Origin of the sequence: Paracoccus panacisoli (assembly GCF_042435015.1) — a bacterium.
Classification (GTDB): Bacteria; Pseudomonadota; Alphaproteobacteria; order Rhodobacterales; family Rhodobacteraceae; genus Paracoccus; species Paracoccus panacisoli.
The window spans coordinates 1-22442 of the sequence record NZ_JBHMQU010000011.1; the positions used below are offsets into that span (position 1 = coordinate 1).

The window sequence follows — 22442 nt, forward strand, 5'->3', positions numbered from 1 at the left end:
CCTCGGCCTCGGCCGCCAGCCGCGCCTTCTCGGCCTGCTCGGCCTCCCAGCGGGCGCGGGTCTCGGCGACGAGGACGCTTTCCTCTTCCGTCATCGGGTTCTGGCTCGCCAGGGCCGCCTCGGCCCCCGCCTCGGGCGCGGCCGCCACCGGCGCAGCCACCGCCGCCCGCGCCTTGGGCCGCTCGGCCTTTTCGGCGCGGTAGCCCAGCCCGCCCATCAGGTCCGCGAACTGCTCGAGCGTCATGCCGGTGATCGACAGCATGTCGGCGCTCGCCTCGAACCCGCCGCGGCTGTCCTGCCCGCGCAGCAGGTCCGCCAGCCGCTCGAGCATGTCGATGCGGATCGCCCGCTCGCCCGCCGGGTGATAGCCCGACAGCGTGTAATAGCCGCGCGGCACGTCGGGCAGGTTCGGGATCGTCACCAGCCCGGGGGGCGGGCTCTCGGGGAACTCGTCCAGCCCCTGCGCGAGCGACGCCAGCACCAGCCGCAGCCGCGTGGGCGCGGGTTTCAGCACCGCGGGCACAAAGATCGTGTACTGCCCGAACCGCACCCCGTGCTTCCTGAGCAGGCTGCGCGCCTCCTGATCCAGCGCCTTGATGTCACCCGCCACCTGCTCGCGCGGCAGGATGCCGAAACTCTCGACCAGCCGGAAGCCGACGCCGCGGGCAAGCCCGGTCAGCGCCTCGTCGGCCTGCAGGGCGAGCAGCGGCTCGAACCCGGCGGCGATCTTGCGGTCGATGAAATGCTGCAGCCGGCGGCGGACCTTCTCGGCCACCTCCTCGCCCGCGTCCTCGTCCACGAAGACGTCGATGCCGGGCTTGAGCGGGTCGGCCCCGCGCGTCAGCTTGCCGACCGCCGTGCCGCCCCACATCAGCCCGCCCTGCTCGGTGAAGTCGAGCTCGGTGTCGGGCGCGTTGTAGAAGCGGTCGGCGCGCAGGTGGAACTCGGGGCGCAGCGCCTCATAGGCGGCGCGGGTCAGCATCCGGGCCTCGTCGCCCGCCGCCGCCGGATCGGCGCGGAAGCGGAACCCGTCCAGCCGGCCGGCGAATTCGCCCTCGACCGTCACCTCGCCCTTGTCGTTCACCTCGGCCACCAGGCTCTCCTTCTGGTTGAGCCGGCGCATCAGCACCGAGGTGCGCCGGTCCACGAATCGCTGCGTCAGCGCGGCGTGAAGCGCGTCCGACAGGCGGTCTTCTACCGCGCGGGTCTCGCCCCGCCAATGGGCTTCGTCCCGCACCCAGCCGGTCCGCTGGGCGACATACGTCCAGGTGCGGATATAGGCGAGCCGCTTGGACAGCGCGTCGATGTCCCCGCCCGTCCGGTCGATCCGCCCCACCGCCCGCGCGAGCCAGTCGCCGGGGATGCCCCCCTCCTGCAGGAAGCCGTAGATGCGCGAGAGCAGCGTCAGGTGCTCGGCCGGCGAGATGCCGCGGAAATCGGGGATGCGGCAGACGTCCCAGAGCAGCCGCACGTCCTTGGGATGCGTCACCCGGTCGCGGATCTCGGGCAGGTCGCGCAGCGCCTTGAGCGCATGCAGGTCGTCTGCCTCGCGCCCGCGGCCCAGCCATTCGCTGCCCGAGGGCTGTTCGAGCGACTGCACGAGCCGGTCCACCGTCCCGAACTCGAGCGCCGAGTTGCGCCACACCAGCCGGCTGATCGGCTGGAAGCGGTGGTTCTCGATGGCGTCGATCAGCCCCTCGTCCAGCGGCTGCGCTTCGCCGGTGACGCCGAAGGTGCCCGGCTCGGTATGCCGCCCGGCGCGGCCGGCAATCTGGCCCAGCTCGTGCGGGAAGAGCGGCCGCATCCGGCGGCCGTCGAACTTGTGCGTGGCCTCGAAGGCGACGTGGCGGATGTCGAGGTTGAGGCCCATGCCGATGGCATCGGTGGCGACGAGGTAGTCGACCTCGCCCGCCTGGTACATCGCCACCTGCGCATTGCGCGTCCGCGGCGACAGCGCCCCCATCACCACCGCCGCCCCGCCCTTGAGCCGGCGCAGAAGCTCGGCCGTGGCATAGACGTCATCGACCGAGAACCCGACGATGGCCGAGCGCGCGGGCATCCGGCTCAGCTTCTTCGACCCCGCCCAGGAAAGCGTCGAGAACCGCTCGCGGCGCATGAACTGCGCCTCGGGGACCAGCGCGGCGATGGCCGGGCGCATCGTGCTCGACCCCAGGAACAGCGTCTCGTGCAGGCCGCGCGCGTTCAGCAGCCGGTCGGTGAAGACGTGCCCCCGCTCGGGGTCGGCGCAGAGCTGAATCTCGTCGATGGCGACGAAATCGGCCAGCACCTCGGGCATCGCCTCGGTGGTGGCGACCCAATAGGCGGCGCGCTCGGGGACGATGCGCTCCTCGCCGGTGATCAGCGCCACGACCGAGGGGCCGCGCGCCTTGACGATGCGGTCATAGACCTCACGCGCCAGCAGCCGCAGCGGCAGGCCGATGACGCCGGTGCGGTGCGCCAGCATCCGCTCGATCGCATAATGGGTCTTGCCGGTGTTGGTCGGCCCCAGCACGGCCGTGATGCGTCCTGCCATGGGTCAGGCGTCCTGCCCCGCAGGCCCGGCCGAGACACGCGCAAGCCCGTCCATGGCATCCTCCTGATGCGGATTGATGGCGAGGCTCGCGGCAAAGGCCGCCCGGGCGCGGTCGCGGTCGCCCATCTCCTCATAGATCGTGCCGAGCAGCGTCAGCGCCGGCCAGTGCCGCGGCTCGGCGCGAAGCGCGTGGGCGAGGTCGTCGATCGCCGGCCCCGCCTGCCCGGCGAAATACATCGCCGCCCCGCGCGCCGCCCAGCCGGCGGCGAAATCGGGGGCGTTCTCGACCAGCGCGGTCAGGTGGCCGATGGCGGTCAGCGGCTCGCCCGCATCCAGCGCCGCCTCGCCCCGCATCAGCAGGAAGTCGAGCGCCGACGAGCCCGACTGCGACCACGCCCGCTCGATGTCGGCCTGCGCGCGCAGCCAGCCATCACCCTCCGGCTGGGCCAGCTCGGCAAAGAGCGCGTCCATGTCGGGGGTGGGGGCGGCGGGGATCGGGGCGGCGGGGGCCTCGTCCGCCGCCAGCGGCGCGACGGTCATGAAAATGCCCAGCATCAGCCCGAGGAGTGCCGTGGCGGCAGACTGGAACTGAAGGGGAAGCGCGCGCATATGGACCATGTAAGCACATCCGCGCCGCGGCGCCAGATTTGAGGGAGTGAAGAGATGAGTGCAGTGATCGAGGGCGCCGTGAAGGCCCTGCAGGGCAAGATTTCCTCGTTCGACGGCTCGGCCAAGTTCGTGGTCGAGGGCGAGGGCGCGATCATGATCGACGAATCCGGCGTGCGCGCCGGGGACGAGGACGCCGACGTCACCCTGACCGCCAGCCGCGACACGTTCGAGGGCATCCTGAACGGCTCGACCAACCCGACGATGGCCTACATGAGCGGCAAGCTGAAGGTCGACGGCTCGCTGCCGACCGCGATGAAGCTGGGCGCCGCGCTCTCCTGACCCGCACCGGGCCGGGGCCACCGTGCCCCGGCCTTTGGTTTTTGGCGGTGCGGGGGTGCGGTTCCACGTGGGCGTCGCGGGGCGACGGGCCGGCGGACTTCTGGATGGGTCGGCCTCACATTCACGTTCGGTAAAACCGTCCGCTTGATCAACCTGCCTGCCGAGCAAGCCGTGGTGTCCGAGGGCTTAACCACGCGAATCTGGTGAGTAGCCTAGGCGGAACGGGCCGTCTCCCGGCACGTAACCCCTCGCTCTCAAGCTCTCTGCGTGGTCTTGCGGTGCCTCACCGCTCTGTTCGGCTCCCGTCGTGGTCATCTAGAGCCGCCCGCGTGATACGGTTTCCCAACCCGGCCCTCGTCCCGCACCCAACCGCAGGCTAAGTCTCGACCCACCCCAAGCCCGCTCGACTAGATTGCTTCCGCATACGGCTACGTCCCTCCCATTCACCCGGTTCTGTCTCGCCTATCCCACCTTCCGGCCAGCCCCCGGACCACCTCTCCCCCTTTCAACACCTTCTCAGCCAACCCAACGCAGGGGACCCCGCGTGAGCCACCAGACCGAACCTCGCCCGACCGCCCCCGCCCGGACCGAGGCCACCCCCGGCCACGACCTGCCCCCCGGCGCCACCCCCGCCCCCTTCCACCAGCACGCCCACGACGCACTCGCCCCCGCCGAGGCCTTCTTCGTCACCGCCCGCGACGGGATCCGCCTGCGCCTCGGCCTCTGGCGCCCCGACGGGACGCCGCGCGCCACCGTGCTGCTCTTTCAGGGCCGCACCGAATATCTCGAAAAATACGCCCCCGCCTCCCGCCGCCTGACCGCCGCGGGGCTTGCGGTCCTCGCCATCGACTGGCGCGGCCAGGGCCTCTCGGACCGGCTCATCGCCGACCCGCGGCCCGGCCACATCGACCATTTCTCATCCTATCAGATCGACGTCGCGGCCCTCGTCGCCGGCGCCGAGGCGCTGGCGCTGCCGCGCCCGTGGCACCTGCTCGCGCACTCGATGGGCGGCGCCATCGGCCTCGCCGCGCTGGCCGAGGGGCTGCCGGTCGCCTCGGCCGCCTTTTCGTCGCCGATGTGGGGCATCCACCACGCGCCGCTGCCGGGGCCGGTGGTCATGGGCATCGCCGGGACCGCCCGGCGGCTCGGCCGCGGCCGCCGCGCGGCGGTCGGCACCGGGGGCGAGGGCACCTTCGTCCTCGACGCCCCCTTCCGCGGCAATGCGCTGACCGGCAATGCCGCCGAATGGGCGCGGCTGGTGGCCGAAGCGGGGGCGTGGCCCGAACTCACCCTCGGCGGCGCCACCTATGACTGGGTGCGCGCGGGCCTGGCCGAGTGTCGCCGGCTCGCCACCCTGCCCTCGCCCGAGATCCCCGCCGTGATCGGCCTCGGCGGGCGCGAAGAGGTCGTCTCGCCCCAGGCCATCCGCACCCGCGCCGCCCGCTGGCCCGCGGCGCGGCTGGCCGAATATCCCGACGGCCACCACGAGCTGCTGATGGAGACGCCCGCCATCGCCGACGCCTTCATGGCCGAGGTGCTGGCGCTCTTCGCCAAGGCCTGACCGCGACGCTCGCCGCGTCTCTCTGTCCCAACGACCCACCCGGCGGCCCCACCCACGCAACGCTGGGCGCTGCCGCGCGCGTTCGCATGAACCGTGCATGAACATCGCACGAACGTTGCACGAACCCTGCATAAGGCGTGCAGCCCCGGTTCAGCCCTCGCGCAGCGCCCTGAGCGCCGCGACCAGCGCCGCGGTCGAGCCGTCCTGCCCCGCAACCTCGGCGCCCTCCAGCAGCGGCGCCAGCTCGAGCGCCAGCTCCTTGCCGAGCTCCACACCCCACTGGTCGAAGCTGTTGATCCCGAGGATCACCCCCTCGACGAACACCCGGTGCTCGTAAAGCGCCACGACCTGCCCGAGCGTGAAGGGCGTCAGCCGCGGAATGAGCAGCGTGGTCGAGGGGCGGTTGCCGGGGAACACCCGGTGCCGCGCCTGCCGTTCCAGCTCCGACCCCGACAGCCCCTTGGCCGCCATCCGCGCGCGCGCCTCGGCCAGCGTCCGGCCGCGCATCAGCGCCTGGCTCTGGGCAAGGCAGTTGGCGATCAACAGCCGCTGGTGGTGGTCGAGCGCGGGCTCCTCGCCGCGGGCCGCGACGATGAACTCGCAGGGCACGATCTGGGTGCCCTGATGGATCAGCTGGTAGAAGGCGTGCTGGCCGTTGGTGCCCGGCTCGCCCCAGACGACCGGCCCTGAGGCGCGCGGCAGGTCTTCGCCGTCCATCGTCACCCGTTTGCCGTTCGATTCCATCTCGAGCTGCTGCAGATAGGCGGGCAGGCGCAGCAGCCGCTGGGCATAGGGCAGCACGGCGCGGGTCGGATAGCCGCAGACCTGATGGTGCCAGAGGCCGGTCAACGCCAGCATCACCGGCAGGTTCCGCTCCAGCGGCGCGGTGCGGAAATGGTCGTCCATCGCCCGCCCGCCGGCGAGGAAATCATCGAACGCCGCCGGCCCGATCCCCAGCATCAGCACCAGCCCGACCGGCCCCCAGACCGAATAGCGCCCGCCGACCCAATCGGCGAAGCCGAACACCCGCTCGGCCGGGATGCCGAACTCCGCGGTGCGGTCGGGCGCGGTCGAGACGGCCGCGAACTGCGCCGCCGGGTCGGCCACCGCCCCCGCCATCCACGCCCGCACCGTCTCGGCGTTGGTCATCGTCTCGATGGTGGTGAAGGTCTTCGAGGCGACGATCACCAGCGTCCGGGCCGGGTCCAGCCCCCTGAGCGTGTCGGTCGCATCCGCCCCGTCCACGTTCGAGACGAAATGCAGCAGCGGCCCGTCCATCCACGGCGCGAGCGCGTGGGCGGCCATCACCGGGCCGAGGTCCGACCCGCCGATCCCGATGTTGACCACGTCGGTGTAGGCCCCGCCCTGCCCCTTGAGCTGGCCGGTCCGCACGGCCTCGGCAAAATCGCGCATCCGCGCCAGCGTCGCGCGGACCTCGGGCATCACGTCGTGGCCGTCCACGCGGACCTCGCCCTCACCGGCGCGCAGGGCGGTGTGCAGGACGGCCCTGCCCTCGGTCTCGTTGATCGCCTCGCCCGCGAACATCGCCGCGCGCCGCGCCGCCACCGGCTCGGCCAGCGCCAGCAGCAGCCGCACCGCCTCGTCATCCAGCGTGGTCTTGGACCAGTCGAAGAGCAGCCCGTCCGCCGCGGTCGAGAAGCGCGCCGCCCGGTCGGGGTCGGCCTCGAACAGCGCCGCGATGGTGCGGTCCTCGGTTGCAGCGCGATGCGCGGCAAGCCGCGTCCAGAGGTCGGTCATGGCAAATTTCCCCGCGGGCGGATGAATGGGGCTACTCGGCCCAGTGGACGACGAGATCCTTCCAGAAGGCGCGGATCGGCGCCTCTTCGGGGGTGAGGGTCGCCACCCGCTCGAGCGCGGCGCGCTTGTCCGGCCCGGTGATCATCAGGAACGCCTCGGGCGCCGAGGCGAGCGCCGGCAGCGTCAGGGTGACGCGCGGCTCGCCCGCCGCGTCGGCGCCGACCGGCAGCACCGCCGGCGCCGCGGGGTCAAGCGCCGCGGCCAGCCCCTCGGCGCCGGGGAACAGGCTGGCCGTGTGCCCGTCCTCGCCCATCCCCAGAAGCAGCACCGACAGCGGCAGCAGCGGCGCGATCCGCTCGGCCGCCGCCGCGGCCCCCGCCTCGGGGTCGAGCGTCTCGTCGTAGAGATCGACCAGCCGGGCCGCCACGGCGCCCTCGTCGATCAGGTTGCGGCGGATCAGCCGCGCGTTCGAGCGCGGATGATCGCCCGGCACCCAGCGCTCGTCGCCCGGCACCACCAGCACCCTTCCCCAGTCGAGCCGCGCCGCCGACAGCGCCTTGAACACCGGCACCGGGGTCGAGCCGCCGGGCAGGCACAGCACCGCCTGCTCGCAGGTGTTCAGCGCCATGCCCAGCGCGTCGGTGATGTCCTGCGCCACGGCCAGCGTCAGCGCCTCGCGGTCGGGATGTTCGATCAGCTTCATGGTCCGGTCTCGTCCTCAGGCCTTGATCTCGCGCCAGCGGCGCCCGTCGCGGTGCATCAGCCCCAACGCCTCGTCGGGGCCGCTGGTGCCGGGGTCGTAGGGTTCGGGACGCGCCGTCGCGTCCTCCCACGCGGCGATGACGGGATCGGCCCAGGCCCAGGCCGCCTCGACCTCGTCGCCGCGCATGAACAGCGTCTGGTTGCCGCGGATCACGTCGGTGATCAGCCGCTCATAGGCGTCGGGCATGTCCTTGCCCTCGGCCCCCAGCGCCTCGGCGAAGCTCATGTCCAGCGGCACCTGCACCAATCGCATCCCGCCCGGTCCCGGCTCCTTGATGTTGACCTTGAGGTTCATGCCCTCGTTCGGTTGCAGCCGGATGACGAGCTCGTTGGTGCGCGGATCGCCGGCCTCGTCGAAGATCGAATGCGGCGGCTCGCGGAACACCACCGAGATTTCCGAGGTGCGGGCCCGCAGCCGCTTGCCGGTCCGCAGGTAGAACGGCACCCCCTGCCAGCGCCAGTTGGCGATCCTGAGCTTCAGCGCGACGAAGCTTTCGGTCCGGCTCGCCTCGTTCTCGGCGTCGGTGCGGTAGCCCGGCGTCTCGCCGCTTGCGGCGTACTGGCCGCGCACAATGTCGGTGGTTGGGACCGGCTCGAGCGCGCGGATCACCTTGAGTTTCTCGTCGCGCACCGCGTCCGGGTCGAAGTGGTAGGGCGGCTCCATCGCGATCAGGCAGACGAGCTGCATCAGGTGGTTCTGGACCATGTCGCGCATCGCGCCGGACTGGTCGTAATAGGCGCCGCGACCGGCCACGCCCACCGTCTCGGCCACGGTGATCTGGACGTGGTCAATGTAATGCGCGTTCCACAGCGGCTCGAACAGCATGTTGGCGAAGCGCACCGCCATCAGGTTCTGGACGGTTTCCTTGCCGAGATAATGGTCGATCCGGTAGATCTGGCGTTCGTCGAAATGCCGCGCCAGCGTGGCGTTGAGGGCGCGGGCCGAGGCGAGGTCGCGGCCGAAGGGCTTTTCCACCACGATCCGCGCGTCCGGGCCGGCGATGCCGAAGCGGGCCAGCCGCTCGGCCAGTTCGCCGAAGAGCGACGGCGCGACCGAGAAATAGAAGGCCTGCACCACCCCCGGCCGCATCCGCGCGCCGAGCGCCTGCCACCCGGTGTCGCCCTTGGCGTCGATGGCGACGTAGGACAGCCGCTCGAGGAACGAGGGCAGTTCGGGCGCGTCGGCGCGGGTCGGGTCGAACTCGGCGATGGCGGCGCGGACCTCGGCGCGGAAGCCCGCGTCGTCCATCTCGGACCGGGCCGCGCCGATGATGCGTGCGGCTTCGGGAAACTGGCCGGCGGCATGGCGGCGGAACAGCCCGGGCAGGATCTTGCGGCGCGCGAGGTCGCCGGTCGCCCCGAAGATGACGAGGTCGAAGTCGTCGACCTGGATGAGCCGCGAGACCATGGGGTTCCTCTTGTCCTGCCCCCGTGGCTACGGGAGGGGCGGGCGCAGGGCAACCCCCGGGGGCCGGCGACGCAGAGTCGGTTGGGGAGGTGTTTGCAGGCCGCGTGCTCAGTCGGCGCGGGCGAGCGCCTTGGCGAGCCGCGGCAGCCGCGCCCGCGCCATCAGCTCGCGCAGCGGCATCGGCCCGCCGAGGGCCTGCGCCTTGGCGTGGGCCGCGTGGACGGCGGCGGCGACGGGGTCGGGGTCGCGGCGCCAGAGGGTGAGCAGGAAGGCATCGGGATGCTCGGCCGCGAGCCCCAGCGGCGCCAGCGCCCGGCGCGGAAAGTCGCGCAGGTTGGCGGTGACGATCAGCGGCGCGTGGGCCGCCAGCGCCGCCTCGGCCACGTGGCGGTCGGCGGGGTCGGGCCAGTCGAACCCTTCCGCCGCCGTTCCGTCATCTGGAACGCCCGCCTGCGCATGGGCGCGGGTGAGAAGCGCGATCTCGGCCCCGGCCACCGCCTCGGCGTCGGCCCCGAGGCGGGCGGCGGCGTGGCGCCACTCGGCGAGGATGCGGGGCGACCAGACCGGGGTGTAGAGGCCGGCGTCGGCCACGCCGATCAGGATCTCGCGCAGGACGGTCGGGTAGAGCACGCAGGCGTCGAGGACGGCCTTCATCGGCTCAGCCGTCGAGCCGGAAGAACAGCGCCTTGAGATAGCCGCTTTCGGCCAGTTGCGGCAGCATCGGGTGGTCGGGGCCGGCAAAGCCCGTGTGGAGGAGCTGCATCCGCCGCCCACCCCGCCCGATCCCGCGGGCCGAGGCGTTGCGGAACAGGTCGAGCGTCGCGGCATGGCTGCACGAGCAGAGGCCGAGAGTGCCCCCCGGCGCGACCAGCGGCGCGGCGAGGCGGGCGGTGCGCTCATAGGCGCGCAGCCCCGCCTCGAGCGCCTGTTTCGAGGGCGCGAAGGCGGGCGGGTCGCAGATCACCACGTCGAAGCGGGCGCCCTCGGCGGCCAGCGCCTCCATCACCGCGAAGGCGTCGCCCTGGCGGGTGGTCAGCCGCCCCTCGGCCCCCATCGCGCGGGCGCCGCCTTGCGCGAGCGCCAGCACCGCGGCCGAGCCGTCCACGCAGGTGGCGCTTTCCGCGCCGCCCGCGAGCGCGGCGAGGCCGAAGCCGCCGACGTGCGAGAACACGTCGAGCACCCGCCCGCCGCGCGCGAGCCGCTGGGCGAACGCGTGGTTGGGGCGCTGGTCGTAGAAGAGCCCGGTCTTCTGCCCGCCGGTCAGGTCGGCGAGGTAGATGGCGCCGTTCATCGGCACCTCGACGGGCGCGTCGATGGCGCCGGCGATGACCTCGGTCCGCTCGTCCAGCCCCTCGAGCCCGCGGGCGCGGCCCGAGCCGTTCATCACGATGCGGGTGACGCCGGTGACCTCGGCCAGCGCGGCGGCGAGATCGGGCAAGAGCCGGTCGGCCCAGGCGGCGTTGGGCTGGATCACCGCGGCGTCCCCGAAGCGGTCGATGACCACGCCGGGCAGGCCGTCGGCCTCGGCGTGGACGAGCCGGTAGAACGGCGCGTCGAACAGCGTCTCGCGCAGCGCCAGCGCCCGGGCGAGCCGCGCGGCCAGCCAGCCGCGGTCGATCACCGCCGCAGGGTCGGCGTCGAGCATCCGGGCGATGATCTTCGAGTTCGGGTTGACCGTCGCCACCCCCAGCGGCGCCCGCTCGGCATCCTCGAGCCGGACGAGGCTGCCCGGCGCCAGCGCCTTGGTGCGGCGGTCGGTCACCAGCTCGTCGGCATAGACCCAGGGGAAGCCGTGGCGGATGGCCCGCGCGTTGGCCTTGGGCCGCAGCCGGACGGTGGGCAGGGTCTCGTCGGTCATGTCAGCCTCGTGTCGGGGTCAGGCTGCTCCTCGCATATCCTTTGCGCGGGTCGCAACCGGCACCGAGGCCGGCGCGCAGCCGACCGGCCTGCCGGCCGGTGCCTCCGGCGGGGATATTTGGGTCCAGCCCGAGGCGGGGCGCGGCGCGCCCTGGGGCCGGCGACAGGTCGCAGACGCGTGAGGTCACGGCTTGACTATGGGCAGGCGGCACGCCACCTCTCGCCGGCAACGAGTGCGAGGCCCCCGATGTCCATTCCCCAGCAGGGCGGCGGCCCGATCGAGCGGCGCGACCAGCTTGCCGCCTATATCGCCTCGGGCGAGAAGCCGCGCGAGGCCTGGCGGATCGGCACCGAGCACGAGAAGTTCGGCTTTCTCTGGGACACGCTCGAGCCGCTGCCCTACGACGGCGAGCGCTCGATCCGCGCCATGCTCGAGGGGATGCGCGACCGCTTCGGCTGGGCCGAGGTGCGCGAGGGCGGCAAGCTGATCGGCCTGTCGCGCGACGGCGCCAACGTGAGCCTTGAACCCGGCGGGCAGTTCGAGCTGTCGGGCGCGCCGGTCGAGACGATCCACGAGACCTGCGCCGAGACCGTGCAGCATCTGGCCGAGGTGGCCGAGATCGCCAGGCCGATGAATGCGGGCTTCATGGGAATCGGCGCCGCGCCGATCTGGCGGCAGGACCAGATGCCGATGATGCCCAAGGGCCGCTATGCGCTGATGACCCCCTACATGCAGAAGGTGGGGACGCTCGGCACGCAGATGATGTACCGGACCTCGACCGTGCAGGTGAACCTCGACTTCGCGTCCGAGACCGACATGGTCCAGAAGCTGCGGGTGGCGCTGGCGCTGCAACCCGTGGCCACGGCGCTGTTTGCGAACTCGCCCTTTCTCGACGGGCGCCCGAACGGGATGAAGTCCTGGCGCAGCCACATCTGGCAGAACCTGGACGCGGCGCGGACGGGGATGCTGCCCTTCGTGTTCGAGGACGGCTTCGGCTACGAGGCCTGGGTCGAGTATGTCCTCGATGTGCCGATGTATTTCGTCTACCGCGACGGGCGCTACATCGACGCGCTGGGGATGTCGTTCCGCGACTTCATGGAAGGCCGGCTGCCGGCGCTGCCGGGCGAGCTGCCGACACTGTCGGACTGGGCCGACCACATGACCACCGTCTTCCCCGAGGCGCGGGTCAAGAAATACATCGAGATGCGGGGCGCCGACTGCGGGCCGCTGAGCCATCTCTGCGCGCTGCCGGCGCTGTGGGTGGGCCTGTGCTACGACCAGGCTGCGCTGGACGGGGCGACCGAGCTGACCTGCGGCTGGACCCACGAGACGCGCGAGGGGCTGCGCCGCGCCGCCGCCCGCGACGGGCTGGCGGGTGAGCATGACGGGCTGCGGCTGAATGACCTCGCCCGCGAGGTGCTGGCGCTGGCCGAGGCGGGGCTTGCCGCGCGCGCCCGGCCCTCGGTCGACGGGGCGCCGGACGAGGTGGCGCATCTCGCGGTGCTGCGCGACCGGGTCGAGCGGGGGATGACGGGCGCCGACGATCTGCTGGCCGCCTATCACGGCGACTGGCAGGGCGACCTGACCCGCATCTACGCCGCCACGGCCTATTGAAAAGGGGGCGGTCGCCCGCCCCCCTTCCGCATCAGGCGCCGGCCGCTTAGGCGGCGGAGCGGTCCTTCATGAACTGGTCGAACTCGGCCTTGTCCTTGGCCTCGCGCAGCTTGGCGAGGAAGTCGAGGAACGCCGCGTGCTCATCCTCGAGCCGCTTGAGCGTCTCGGCCCGGTAGGCGTCGAAGGCGGCGTTGCCGGTCGGGCGGGCCGGGTCGGCGCGGAAGCTGCGCGCGTCGTTGCGGTGGCGGCAGGCGAACATGCGATTGCTCCAGATCATGTAACCGAGAAGGGCGAGGCCGACGGGCCAGGCGAGGACGAAGCCCGCGATCACCGCCGCGATCCAGGCCGGCTTGCCGTGGTCGTCCAGCCAGTCGCGGATGCGGACCAGCGGGCGGGTCAGCGAGAACCCCGGCTGCGGCGCAGGCAGCGCGGCAGGCGAAGGGGCGTAAGGGTAGGACATCGGGCGCTCCATGCGAGGGATGTGAATGTTAATCACATTAACACAGATGGGAGGGCCGAAGCGCGCATCAATGCCCGGTGGTGAAATTATTTTGCGGGCGGTCAGTCGGGGATGACGCCGAGGCCGCGCAGGTAGATCAGCACGCCCGACTCGAGCATCTCGGCCGCCGAGACGGGGGAGCGGGCGCCGGGGCGGCCGCGGCCGAAAAGCTCGACCACCCCGTGCGAGAGCGCCCAGATGTGGTTGGCTACCATCGACGGCGGCGGGCGCCGATCCGGCGGCAGGCGCTGGAACATCGCCGCGGCGGCGTGGGTCAGCGCATCCTCGGCGCGGTCGGCGGCGGCTGCCAGCTCGGCATTGCCTGCGATCGACAGGCCGGCCTCGAACATCGCCATGTAATAGCCGGGCTTTTCGGCCGCGAAGCGCAGATAGGCGTCGCCCATCCGCAGGAAGGCCGAGAGCGGCGAGGGGCGGCCGTCCCCGAAGGCGGCGGCGAGGCGGTCGGCGAACTCGAGGAACCCCTGCCGCGCGACCTCTTCGATCAGTTGCTCGCGGCCGGTGAAGTGGCGATAGGGGGCGGCGGCGCTGACCCCGGCCTGGCGGGCGGCCTCGGCCAGGGTGAAGCCCATCGGGCCGCGATCCTCGATCAGGCGCACGGTCGCCTCGACCAGCGCCTGCCGCAGGTTGCCGTGGTGATAGCTGTCGCGGGCCACGCGGCGCGGCCTTAGCGGCCTTCGCCGAAGTAGTTGCCGACCAGCGCCGCCAGCGCCTCCATCAGGGGCGCGGCCTCCGGGCCGGAGGTGGTCACGGTGATGGCGCTGCCGCGCGGGGCGACCAGCATGAGCAGGCCCATGATCGAGTTGCCCGCCACCAGCTCGCCGTCCTTTTCCACCATCGCGCGGGCGTCGAAGCGTTCCACCGTCTCGACGAACTTGGCCGAGGCGCGGGCGTGCAGGCCCTTTTCGTTGATGATGCGCAGCTCGCGCGTGAGCTCGGTCACGACACGGCCCGGCACGGCGGCGGGGCCTCAGCGGCCGGGTCCTGCGGGCTGTAGCAGTCGATGTACTTGCGCCCAGCCTCGGCCGCGGCCTCGGCCGCGGTCCCCACGTCGAGGTGGCGCAGCTTGGCGAGCTTGACCAGCATCGGCAGATTGGCGCCGTAGAGAATGCGCCGCTTGCCCGCGACGCAGGCCGGCATCGACAGGTTCGAGGGCGAGCCGCCGAACAGGTCGGTGACGATCACGACACCGTCGCCGCTGTCCACCTCGTCGGCGGCGCGGGCGATTTCCATCTGCTTGGCGACCCTGTCGTGGTCTTCCTCGATGGTGACGGCGCGGATGCCGCCCTGCGGGCCCACAACGTGTTCCACGGCGGCCAGGTATTCCCGCGCCAGCCCGCCATGCGCCACGATCACGATACCGATCAAATCACATCCACCATCGGCCGATCTGCACCTCACGCCTGCGTCTCATGCCGATCCCTCGGCCGGCGCGCGCGCCGGAGCGGGTTCGGCGGAACGCGGCTGCGCCTCGCGCCGTTCCAGTTCCCGATGCCGTTTTGACACCTGCCACCCCTGCTCTGCAAGCGAGTCGGCCATCCGTTCGGCCAATGTGACGGAACGGTGTTGCCCGCCGGTGCAGCCGAAGCCGATCGCCAGATGCGCCTTGCCTTCGGCCACCTGCGCCGGCAGCAGGAACAGGATCAGGTCGCGCACCCGCTCGAAGAACTCGGGATAGCGCGGGTCGCCGGTGACATGGGCCTGCACCGCGGGCGCCCGCCCGTCCTGCGCGCGCAGCCCCTCGACCCAATGCGGGTTGGCGAGGAAGCGGCAGTCGAACATCATGTCGAGCCCGCGCGGCACCCCGCGCTTGTAGCTGAAGCTCTGGATCGAGACCGACATCCGCCCGCTGTCGGACAGGTCGAAGAGCCGCGCAAGCTCGCCGCGCAGGTCGTGCGGAGTGAAGTCCGAGGTGTCGAGCAGCACGTCCGCGCGAACCCGGATCGGCGCCAGCAGGTCGCGCTCGGCGGTGATCGCGTCGGTGGGCGAGCCGTCGGCGGCCAAGGGGTGGCGCCGCCGCGTCTCGGCGTAGCGGCGCACCAGCGTGTCGGTGGCGCTGTCGAGATACAGCACCTCAGGAGCGAACCGCGGATTGCGGGTCAGCGAATCGATCAGCTCGATCACGTTCGAGGCCGAGAAATCGCGGTTGCGGACATCGAGCCCCAGCGCCAGCGGCGCGGGCCGCGGCGGGCCGTCGAGCAGCCGCGGGATCAGCGACAGCGGCAGGTTGTCGATCGCCTCGAACCCCAGATCCTCGAGCACGTTGATCGCCGTCGAGCGCCCCGCACCCGAAGGCCCCGTCACCAGCACCAACCGCTGGGCGCCCGGTTCGGGGGTGCCGGTCGCCTCGTCCGAGGGGGTGCCGCCTGTCGTCTTGCCGTCCAAATCGAACCCTTCGCTCAGTCGCTGCGACCGCAGAGCAGCATCTGCCGCAGCGCAGCACCAAGATGTGGGCCGCGACCCCGCAAGGCAAGGGGAAGCGTCACCCCTGCCACCTCGGTCTGGCGCCACGGCGGCAGGCGCTCGGGCTCCTCCCGGCCCAGGTCCACGACCAGCGCGAGCGGCGTCGGTCCTGCCGGCACGGCGTTGAGGATGCCGAGGCCGCGCGCCTCGATCCGGCCCTTGAGCGCGGGCGGGCAGTCGGCGATCACCGCGTCGCCGCGCCGGGTGACGCAGACCCGGTCGTCGGCGATAAGCCCTGCCCCCATCGCCATCAGCTCGAGCGCCAGCGCCGACTTGCCCGAGCCGGAGGGGCCCAGGATCAAGAGCCCCCTGCCCCCGATCGCCACCGCGCTCGCGTGCAGCGTCGTCACCGCCGGGGGCCCTCGTCCGACTGCCGCGCCTCATGATCTTGCGCGCCGCAGAGCCTGATAACGCTAAACGTTTCTGGTTGCGCTAACCGCCACCCCTGCCCGTCTTTCTTCATCCGACTGTCATGGTTATAGCACCCGCAGGCGACCCGGCCCGACCTCAAGGAGTTCCAGCATGACCCAGCCCCGCGTCAATCCGCAATGCAAGCTCGAGGACCAGGGCATCTCGGGGGTGGGTGAGGTGCACTACAACCTGCTCGAGCCGGCGCTGATCGAGGCGGCGATCCGCCGTGGCGAGGGGCACCTGGGCCTCGGCGGCGCGTTCCTCGTGACCACGGGCGCCAAGACCGGCCGCTCGCCCAAGGACAAGCACGTCGTCCGCACCGCGCTGACCGAGGACACCATCTGGTGGGACAACAACCGCCCGATGTCGCCCGAACATTTCGACGTGCTCTATGCCGACATGCTCGAGCACATGAAGGGCAAGGAATACTTCGTCCAGGACCTCTATGCCGGCGCCGACCCCGAGCAGCGGCTGGACGTGCGGGTGGTGTCGGAACTGGCCTGGCACAACCTCTTCATCCGCCACCTGCTGCGCCGCCCCGAGGGGGCCGAACTCGCGGGCTTCGAGCCCGACTGGACCATCATCAACTGCCCGAGCTTCAAGGCCGACGTCGAGCGGCATGGCACCCGCAGCTCGACTGTGATCGCCATCAACTTCGACAAGAAGCTGATCCTTGTCGGCGACACCGAGTACTCGGGCGAGAACAAGAAGGGCGTGTTCACGCTGCTCAACTACATCCTGCCCGAGCGCGGGGTGATGCCGATGCACTGCTCGGCCAACCACGCGCCGGGCAACCCCGAAGAGGTGGCGATCTTCTTTGGCCTTTCCGGGACCGGCAAGACGACGCTGTCGGCCGACCCCTCGCGGGTGCTGATCGGCGACGACGAGCACGGCTGGTCGGACAAGGGCACCTTCAACTTCGAGGGCGGCTGCTACGCCAAGACCATCAACCTCTCGCCCGAGGCCGAGCCCGAGATCTACGCGACCACCAGCCGCTTCGGCACGGTGATCGAGAACATGGTGTTCGATCCCGACACGCTCGAGCTTGACTTCGCCGACAGCTCGATCACCGAGAACATGCGCTGCGCCTATCCGCTCGAGGCGATCTCGAACGCCTCGGAGACGGGGATGGCCGGGCAGCCGAAGAACGTCATCATGCTGACCTCGGACGCCTATGGGGTGATGCCGCCGATCGCCCGGCTGACGCCGGAACAGGCGATGTATCACTTCCTGTCGGGCTTCACCTCGAAGACCCCGGGCACCGAGGTGGGCGTGAAAGAACCGCAGCCGACCTTCTCGACCTGCTTCGGCGCGCCCTTCATGCCGCGCCGTCCCGAAGAGTACGGCAAGCTGCTGGCCGAGCGGATCGAGAAATCCGGCGCGACCTGCTGGCTGGTCAACACCGGCTGGACCGGCGGGCCGTTCGGCACCGGCCGCCGGATGCCGATCAAGGCGACCCGCGCGCTCCTCACCGCAGCGCTCGACGGGTCGCTGAACGAGGTCGAGTTCCGCCGCGACCCGAACTTCGGCTTCGAGGTGCCGGTGTCGGTGCCGGGCGTGGACGACGCGCTGCTGGACCCGCGGCAGACTTGGGCCGACGGCGCGGCCTATGACGCGCAGGCCGAGAAGCTGAAGGGGATGTTCCGCGAGAACTTCCGCCAGTACGAGGCCAAGGTGGACGACAAGGTGCGCGCCGCCGCCATCTGACGGCCGCACCCCGCGCGACGCTGACCGGGCCGCCCCTTGCGGGGGCGGCCCTTCGCATTCCGGGGGGTCCCGCGGTTGCCCTCCCCCGCCCCGCCCGGCAGTCTGGGCCCCGACAACGGCAAGAGGGGGAGGACTGACCGATGCTGAGATTCCTGGCGCGCCCGGCGACCCGGATGATGGAACGCTATCTGCCCGATGCGTTCATCTTCGTGATCGTGCTGACGCTCGTGGCCGGTCTGGCGGCGGTGCTGACCCAGCCGGTCACGCCGATGCAGGTGATCGTCGCGTGGGGCGACGGCTTCTGGCGCCTGCTCGAGTTCGCCATGCAGATGCTGCTGGTGCTCGTCTCGGGCTACATCATGGCCACGACGCCAGTGGTGCGCAGCCTGCTCGACCGGCTGGCCGGGCTGGCCGCCAGCCCGGCGGGCGCGATCGTGCTGGTTTCGCTCGTGTCGCTGGTTGCGTCGTGGATCAACTGGGGCTTCGGCTTGGTCGTCGGCGCGCTCTTCGCCAAGGCGCTCGCCCGGCGGGTGCGGGTGGATTACCGGCTGCTCATCGCCTCGGCCTACAGCGGCTTCGTGATCTGGCACGGGGGGCTGTCAGGCTCGATCCCGCTCACCGTCTCGACGCCCGGGCATTTCACCGAAGAGGTGATCGGGCTGATCCCCACCTCGCTGACCACCTTCGCGGGCTACAACCTGATGATCTGCGCGGCTCTGTTCGTGGCGATCCCGCTGGTCAACTATCTGATGATGCCGCGCCCGGACGAGACGGTGCTGGTCGATCCCGCCAAGCTGACCGAAGAGGACCCGCACGCCGAGCCCGCCCGCACCCCGGCCGAGGCGCTGGAACGCTCGCCGATCCTGTTGTGGGCGGTGGCGGTGCCGGGGCTGATCTGGCTCGCGCAGCATTTCATCACCAAGGGCGCGGTGCTGAACCTCAACGTGGTGAACTTTCTCTTCCTCTTCACCGGCATCGCGCTGCACCGCAGCCCGCGCAGCCTGCTCGCGGCACTCGACGATGGCGTGCGCGGCGGCGCCGGCATCGTCATCCAGTTCCCGTTCTACGCCGGGATCATGGCGATCATGACCCAGACCGGGCTCGCGGCGGCGCTGTCCGAGTGGTTCGTCTCCTTCTCGACCGCCCAGACCCTGCCGTTCTGGAGCTTCATCAGCGCCGGAATCGTCAACATCTTCGTCCCCTCGGGCGGCGGGCAATGGGCGGTGCAGGCGCCGGTGGTCGAGGCCGCCGCGCAGGCGTTGCAGGCCGACATGCCGCGCGTGGTCATGGCGGTCGCCTGGGGCGATGCGTGGACGAACCTGCTGCAGCCGTTCTGGGCGTTGCCGATGCTGGGCATCGCGGGGCTGAAGCCGCGCGACATCATGGGCTTCTGCCTCATCCAGCTTGTCGTGACCGGCACGATCATCGGGTTGGGGCTGCTGTATCTCTGACGCGAAACGGGGCCCGCCGGTTGTGGCGGGCCCCGTCGGGTCATGGGTAGTCGGGCCAGACAAAGGGCCTGCGCGTCACTCCTGCGGGATGCGCAGCTTCTGGCCGGGGTAGATCTTGTCGGGGTCCGACAGCATCGGCCGGTTCGCCTCGAAGATCTCGCGGTAGCGGCTGGCCTTGCCGAGGTGCTGCTGGGCGATCTCGGACAGCGTCTCGCCCTTCTTGACCTCGTGGAACACCGGCTCGGCCGCGGGCTTGCCCTCGGGCGCGGGCGGTAGGTCGGCCTCGACCCGGGCGATGCCCTTGATGTTGCCCACGGCGAGGATCAGCTTTTCCAGCGTCTCGCGGTCGGCCCCGTGGCTGACGATCGTCACCGTGTCGCCGTTGAGGTGCAGCCGCACGTCGCCCGCGTCGAGGCCCATCGCGCGGACCTCGGCATTGAGCGCGTCGAGCTTGCGCTGGGTGTCGGCGTCATGGGCGGGCGCGGCCTGCGGGGCCTGCTGGGGTTGGGCCTGCGGTTGCGACTGAGGCTGGACCTGAGGGGCGGGCTGAGCCTGCGGTGCGGGGTTGGCTTGCGGCGCGGGGTTGGCCTGCGGCGCGGGGGCGGGCTGAGCCTTGGGCTCGGCGGCCTCGGCGGTTCCGAACACCGACTTGCCGGCGTCCTTGACGAAATCCCAGAAACCCATGGGGCGATCCTTTCGGTTGCTTCGCCCCAACAACCCGTTGATCGCCAAAGGGTTCCTGCGCCGTCCCCGCCCTACTTGCGGATCCGGCGCAGCTTGCGGGCGCGGGCCTCGCCGGCCTTGGCCGACTTGCCGTCCCGCCGCCGCGGCGCCTTGCCACGCGGACCCTTGGGGCCGGCGGGGATGCCGCGGCCCTCGACCTCGACCAGTTCCAGCGTCAGCCCGCCGGTGGTCGGGATCGCCTCGGCCAGTCGCACGGTGACCCGCTGGCCGATGCCGATCGTCAGCCCGGTGTCGGCGCCCACCAGCGTCTGCGCGTCGCGGTCGAAGTGGAAATACTCGCGCCCGATCTCGCGGATCGGCAGCAGCCCGTCGGCGCCGGTCTCGTCCAGCTTGACGAAGGCGCCGAAGCGCTGGACGCCCGAGACGCGACCCGTGAACTCGGACCCCACGCGGTCGGCCAGATAGGCCGCGAGATAGCGGTCGGTCGTGTCACGCTCGGCCGCCATGCTGCGGCGTTCGGTGTCGCTGATCTGCTGGGCGGTCTCGGCCAGCACCTCGACGTCATGCGCCGACAGCCCATCCGGCTTGCCGTCCTTGCCGCCGCCCCAGCCGTGGCCCGCGATCAGCGCCCGGTGCACGATCAGGTCCGAATAGCGCCGGATCGGCGAGGTGAAATGCGCGTAGCTCTTCAGCGCCAGCCCGAAGTGGCCGAAGTTCTCGGGGTGGTAATAGGCCTGCGTCATCGACCGCAGGGTCGAGACATTGATCAGCTCGTCGAAATCCGTGCCCTCGGCCTGCGCCAGCAGGCGGTTGAGCTGGCTCGTCTGCAGCACCTGCCCCTTGGCGAGCGCAAACCCCGACGCCTCGGCCACGTCGCGCAGCGCGTTGAGTTTCTCGGGGCTCGGCTCCTCGTGGACGCGGAACAGCAGCGGGCGGCGCAGGCGGGTGAGTTCCTCGGCGGCGGCCACGTTGGCCAGCACCATGAACTCTTCGATCAGCTTGTGGGCGTCGAAGCGGTCGCGGAACGCCACCGACTTGACCCGCCCGTCGGCGGTCAGCTCAATCCGCCGCTCGGGCAGGTCGAGCTCCAGCGGTTGCCGCCGGGCGCGGGCCTTCTTGAGCAAGCCGTAGGCGGCAAACAGCGGCCGGATCACGTCGTCCATCAGCGGGGCGGTGGCCTCGTCGGGCGCGCCGTCGGCGGCCGCCTGCGCCTGCTCGTAGCTGAGCGAGGCGAGGCTGTGCATCATCCCGCGGTGGAAGTCGTGGCCGATCTTGTTGCCCTCGGCATCGAGCCGCATCCGCACCGCGATCACCGGACGGTCCACACCCTCGTGCAGCGAACAGAGGTCGCCCGACAGCACGTCGGGCAGCATCGGCACCACCCGGTCGGGGAAATAGGTCGAGTTGCCGCGATGCCGCGCCTCGCGGTCGAGCGCGGTGCCCGGCCGGACGTGATAGGCGACGTCGGCGATGGCGACCCAGATCACCATGCCGTCCGGGTTCTTCGGATCGTCGTCGGGCAGCGCCGCCACCGCGTCGTCGTGGTCGCGGGCGTCCGAGGGGTCGATGGTGACGAGCGGCACCCGGCGCAGGTCCTCGCGGCCCTTGGGGGGCGCGGGGGTCTCGGCGTCGGCCTCGGCCATCACCGCGTCGGGGAAATCGTCGGGGATGCCGTGCTGGTGGATGGCGATCAGGCTGACCGCGCGCGGCGCCGAGGGGTCGCCCAGCCGCTCGATGATACGCGCCTGCGCCAGCCCGAGGCGGTTCTTTGAGCCGATCTGCTCGGCCTCGACCAGCTCGCCGTCCTGGGCGTCGAGCGTGGCGTCGGCGCGGACCTGCCACTGCCGGTCCTGGCCCTTGTCGATGGGCACGATGCGCCCGCCTTCGGTCGCCTTGCGGAAGATGCCGACGACGCGGTGCTGGACGGTGCCGATGCGCCGCATGAGGCGCGCCTGGTAGTCGTGGTCCTCGCCCTCGACCTCGGCCAGTCGGGCGAGGATGCGCTCACCCGGCCCCACCGCCGGGTCGGCCTTGCGGGGGGCGAAGAGGATGCGGGGCATCGGGCCGGTCCCCTGCCACTCCATCGGCCGGGCGAACAGGTCGCCATTGGCGTCGGGCGGCAGGATTTCCAGCACGCTGACCGGCGGCAGCTTCTCGTGGTCGCGGTAGCTGCGGCGGCGGCGCTCGACCACGCCCTCGGCCTCGAGCTCCTTCAGCAGACGCTTGAGGTCGATGCGGGCCGCGCCCTTGACGCCGAACGCCTTGGCGATGTCGCGCTTGGCGGTGGCGTCGGGGTTCTGGGCGATCCAGTCGAGGATCTGCTGGCGGGTGGGAAGCTGGTTCATGGGGCTCAGGCTAGCACGCCACAGGGGCGCGCGTGAGGGGGCGCGTCGGGGCGCGCGAAGATGGGGCCGGGCACGTCCGGGACGGCACATCGGCGTGAAATCGGGGCCGGCGGGGACAGGCTCAGCTTTCCGCCTCGGCCTCGTTCATGTGGGTGAGCGGGTCGTTCGGCACAACCCCCTCGGTCGCCTCGCCCGGCAGGCGGATCAGCGCGCCGGCCGCGCGCAGCACCGGGTCGTCGGTGGCCCCCTCCGCGAGCAGCGCCAGGAACCCGCGCCGCATCCGGTAGCCCCAGAAGTCGTTGATGTGCCCCGCGACGCCGACCTCGGGCGGCTGGTCGGGCTGGCTGCGGAAGAAATCGGCGATCTGCGCCGCCATCCGCAGCAGCTTTTCGTCCGGGGTGTGTTCCGAAACCTCGGACATG

At 71.4% G+C, this 22442-nt stretch carries 21 protein-coding genes; 5 read left to right on the forward strand and 16 right to left on the reverse strand.

The genetic code is table 11. The features are described from left to right. Nucleotides 1-2533: helicase-related protein (locus ACFHYO_RS02615; RefSeq protein ID WP_394318174.1), on the reverse strand; the 2533-nt coding region annotated here is incomplete at its 3' end. A gap of 3 nt (nucleotides 2534-2536) precedes the next feature. Beyond that, nucleotides 2537-3142 (reverse strand): tetratricopeptide repeat protein, encoded by a 606-nt coding sequence (locus ACFHYO_RS02620; protein WP_394318176.1) that lies wholly within the window; start codon nucleotides 3140-3142, stop codon nucleotides 2537-2539. Between the two features lie 54 nt (nucleotides 3143-3196). On the opposite strand from ACFHYO_RS02620, the gene ACFHYO_RS02625 reads away from it, so the two are divergent. Both ACFHYO_RS02625 and ACFHYO_RS02630 read left to right on the forward strand, forming a co-directional pair. Next, nucleotides 3197-3481: an SCP2 sterol-binding domain-containing protein gene (locus ACFHYO_RS02625; RefSeq protein ID WP_036712346.1), complete on the forward strand. Its 285-nt coding sequence runs from the start codon at nucleotides 3197-3199 to the stop codon at nucleotides 3479-3481. Nucleotides 3482-4025: 544 nt separating this feature from the next. Then, nucleotides 4026-5042, forward strand: a complete 1017-nt coding sequence (locus ACFHYO_RS02630) for an alpha/beta hydrolase (protein ID WP_394318178.1) — start codon at nucleotides 4026-4028, stop codon at nucleotides 5040-5042. Nucleotides 5043-5192: 150 nt separating this feature from the next. Here ACFHYO_RS02630 and pgi read toward each other — a convergent pair whose 3' ends face one another. The 5 genes from pgi to ACFHYO_RS02655 all read right to left on the reverse strand — a co-directional run bounded on the left by pgi (nucleotide 5193) and on the right by ACFHYO_RS02655 (nucleotide 10828). After that, entirely contained in the window at nucleotides 5193-6800 is a 1608-nt protein-coding gene (gene pgi / locus ACFHYO_RS02635; protein WP_394318180.1) for a glucose-6-phosphate isomerase, read from the reverse strand. A gap of 31 nt (nucleotides 6801-6831) precedes the next feature. Then, nucleotides 6832-7503 carry a 6-phosphogluconolactonase gene (gene pgl, locus ACFHYO_RS02640; protein ID WP_394318182.1) on the reverse strand — a complete coding sequence of 224 codons (672 nt, stop codon included), beginning with the start codon at nucleotides 7501-7503 and terminating at the stop codon, nucleotides 6832-6834. 15 nt (nucleotides 7504-7518) lie between these two features. After that, nucleotides 7519-8970: a glucose-6-phosphate dehydrogenase gene (zwf, locus tag ACFHYO_RS02645; RefSeq protein ID WP_394318184.1), complete on the reverse strand. Its 1452-nt coding sequence runs from the start codon at nucleotides 8968-8970 to the stop codon at nucleotides 7519-7521. Nucleotides 8971-9078: 108 nt separating this feature from the next. Next, nucleotides 9079-9624 (reverse strand): RSP_2648 family PIN domain-containing protein, encoded by a 546-nt coding sequence (locus ACFHYO_RS02650; protein WP_394318186.1) that lies wholly within the window; start codon nucleotides 9622-9624, stop codon nucleotides 9079-9081. A 4-nt stretch (nucleotides 9625-9628) separates the two neighbouring features. Then, nucleotides 9629-10828: an RSP_2647 family RNA methyltransferase gene (locus ACFHYO_RS02655; RefSeq protein ID WP_394318188.1), complete on the reverse strand. Its 1200-nt coding sequence runs from the start codon at nucleotides 10826-10828 to the stop codon at nucleotides 9629-9631. Nucleotides 10829-11074: 246 nt separating this feature from the next. Between ACFHYO_RS02655 and ACFHYO_RS02660 the strand changes: the two genes are divergently transcribed. Beyond that, the gene (locus tag ACFHYO_RS02660) at nucleotides 11075-12442 is read left to right on the forward strand and encodes a glutamate--cysteine ligase (RefSeq protein ID WP_394318190.1); all 1368 of its coding nucleotides are present in this window, start codon (nucleotides 11075-11077) and stop codon (nucleotides 12440-12442) included. A gap of 46 nt (nucleotides 12443-12488) precedes the next feature. On the opposite strand, the gene ACFHYO_RS02665 is transcribed toward ACFHYO_RS02660, so the two are convergent. From ACFHYO_RS02665 to ACFHYO_RS02690, 6 genes are all read right to left on the reverse strand, one after another. Beyond that, nucleotides 12489-12902 (reverse strand): DUF2852 domain-containing protein, encoded by a 414-nt coding sequence (locus tag ACFHYO_RS02665; RefSeq protein WP_394318192.1) that lies wholly within the window; start codon nucleotides 12900-12902, stop codon nucleotides 12489-12491. Between the two features lie 101 nt (nucleotides 12903-13003). Then, nucleotides 13004-13615, reverse strand: a complete 612-nt coding sequence (locus tag ACFHYO_RS02670) for a TetR/AcrR family transcriptional regulator (RefSeq protein WP_036701926.1) — start codon at nucleotides 13613-13615, stop codon at nucleotides 13004-13006. Between the two features lie 11 nt (nucleotides 13616-13626). Then, nucleotides 13627-13902 (reverse strand): HPr family phosphocarrier protein, encoded by a 276-nt coding sequence (locus tag ACFHYO_RS02675; RefSeq protein WP_081962548.1) that lies wholly within the window; start codon nucleotides 13900-13902, stop codon nucleotides 13627-13629. Continuing rightward, a complete protein-coding gene (locus ACFHYO_RS02680) occupies nucleotides 13899-14327 on the reverse strand; it encodes a PTS sugar transporter subunit IIA (RefSeq protein ID WP_036701924.1) in 429 nt (142 codons plus the stop codon). Before ACFHYO_RS02680 ends, ACFHYO_RS02675 begins: the two co-directional genes overlap by 4 nt. A 42-nt stretch (nucleotides 14328-14369) precedes the next feature. Then, nucleotides 14370-15272, reverse strand: coding sequence for an RNase adapter RapZ (gene rapZ / locus ACFHYO_RS02685; protein ID WP_394318304.1), 903 nt, complete (start codon nucleotides 15270-15272; stop codon nucleotides 14370-14372). An 86-nt stretch (nucleotides 15273-15358) separates the two neighbouring features. Continuing rightward, nucleotides 15359-15772, reverse strand: coding sequence for an HPr kinase/phosphorylase (locus ACFHYO_RS02690; RefSeq protein WP_394318194.1), 414 nt, complete (start codon nucleotides 15770-15772; stop codon nucleotides 15359-15361). Between the two features lie 172 nt (nucleotides 15773-15944). On the opposite strand from ACFHYO_RS02690, the gene ACFHYO_RS02695 reads away from it, so the two are divergent. Next, a complete protein-coding gene (locus ACFHYO_RS02695) occupies nucleotides 15945-17540 on the forward strand; it encodes a phosphoenolpyruvate carboxykinase (protein WP_036701921.1) in 1596 nt (531 codons plus the stop codon). A gap of 140 nt (nucleotides 17541-17680) precedes the next feature. Continuing rightward, nucleotides 17681-18991: a short-chain fatty acid transporter gene (locus ACFHYO_RS02700; protein WP_168782388.1), complete on the forward strand. Its 1311-nt coding sequence runs from the start codon at nucleotides 17681-17683 to the stop codon at nucleotides 18989-18991. A gap of 75 nt (nucleotides 18992-19066) precedes the next feature. On the opposite strand, the gene lysM is transcribed toward ACFHYO_RS02700, so the two are convergent. The 3 genes from lysM to ACFHYO_RS02715 all read right to left on the reverse strand — a co-directional run bounded on the left by lysM (nucleotide 19067) and on the right by ACFHYO_RS02715 (nucleotide 22441). After that, the gene (lysM, locus tag ACFHYO_RS02705; protein ID WP_394318197.1) at nucleotides 19067-19675 is read right to left on the reverse strand and encodes a peptidoglycan-binding protein LysM; all 609 of its coding nucleotides are present in this window, start codon (nucleotides 19673-19675) and stop codon (nucleotides 19067-19069) included. Between the two features lie 71 nt (nucleotides 19676-19746). Next, a complete protein-coding gene (gene rnr, locus ACFHYO_RS02710) occupies nucleotides 19747-22020 on the reverse strand; it encodes a ribonuclease R (protein WP_394318199.1) in 2274 nt (757 codons plus the stop codon). A gap of 121 nt (nucleotides 22021-22141) precedes the next feature. After that, nucleotides 22142-22441, reverse strand: a complete 300-nt coding sequence (locus ACFHYO_RS02715) for a formate dehydrogenase subunit delta (protein ID WP_081962543.1) — start codon at nucleotides 22439-22441, stop codon at nucleotides 22142-22144. Nucleotide 22442 lies beyond the last annotated feature (1 nt).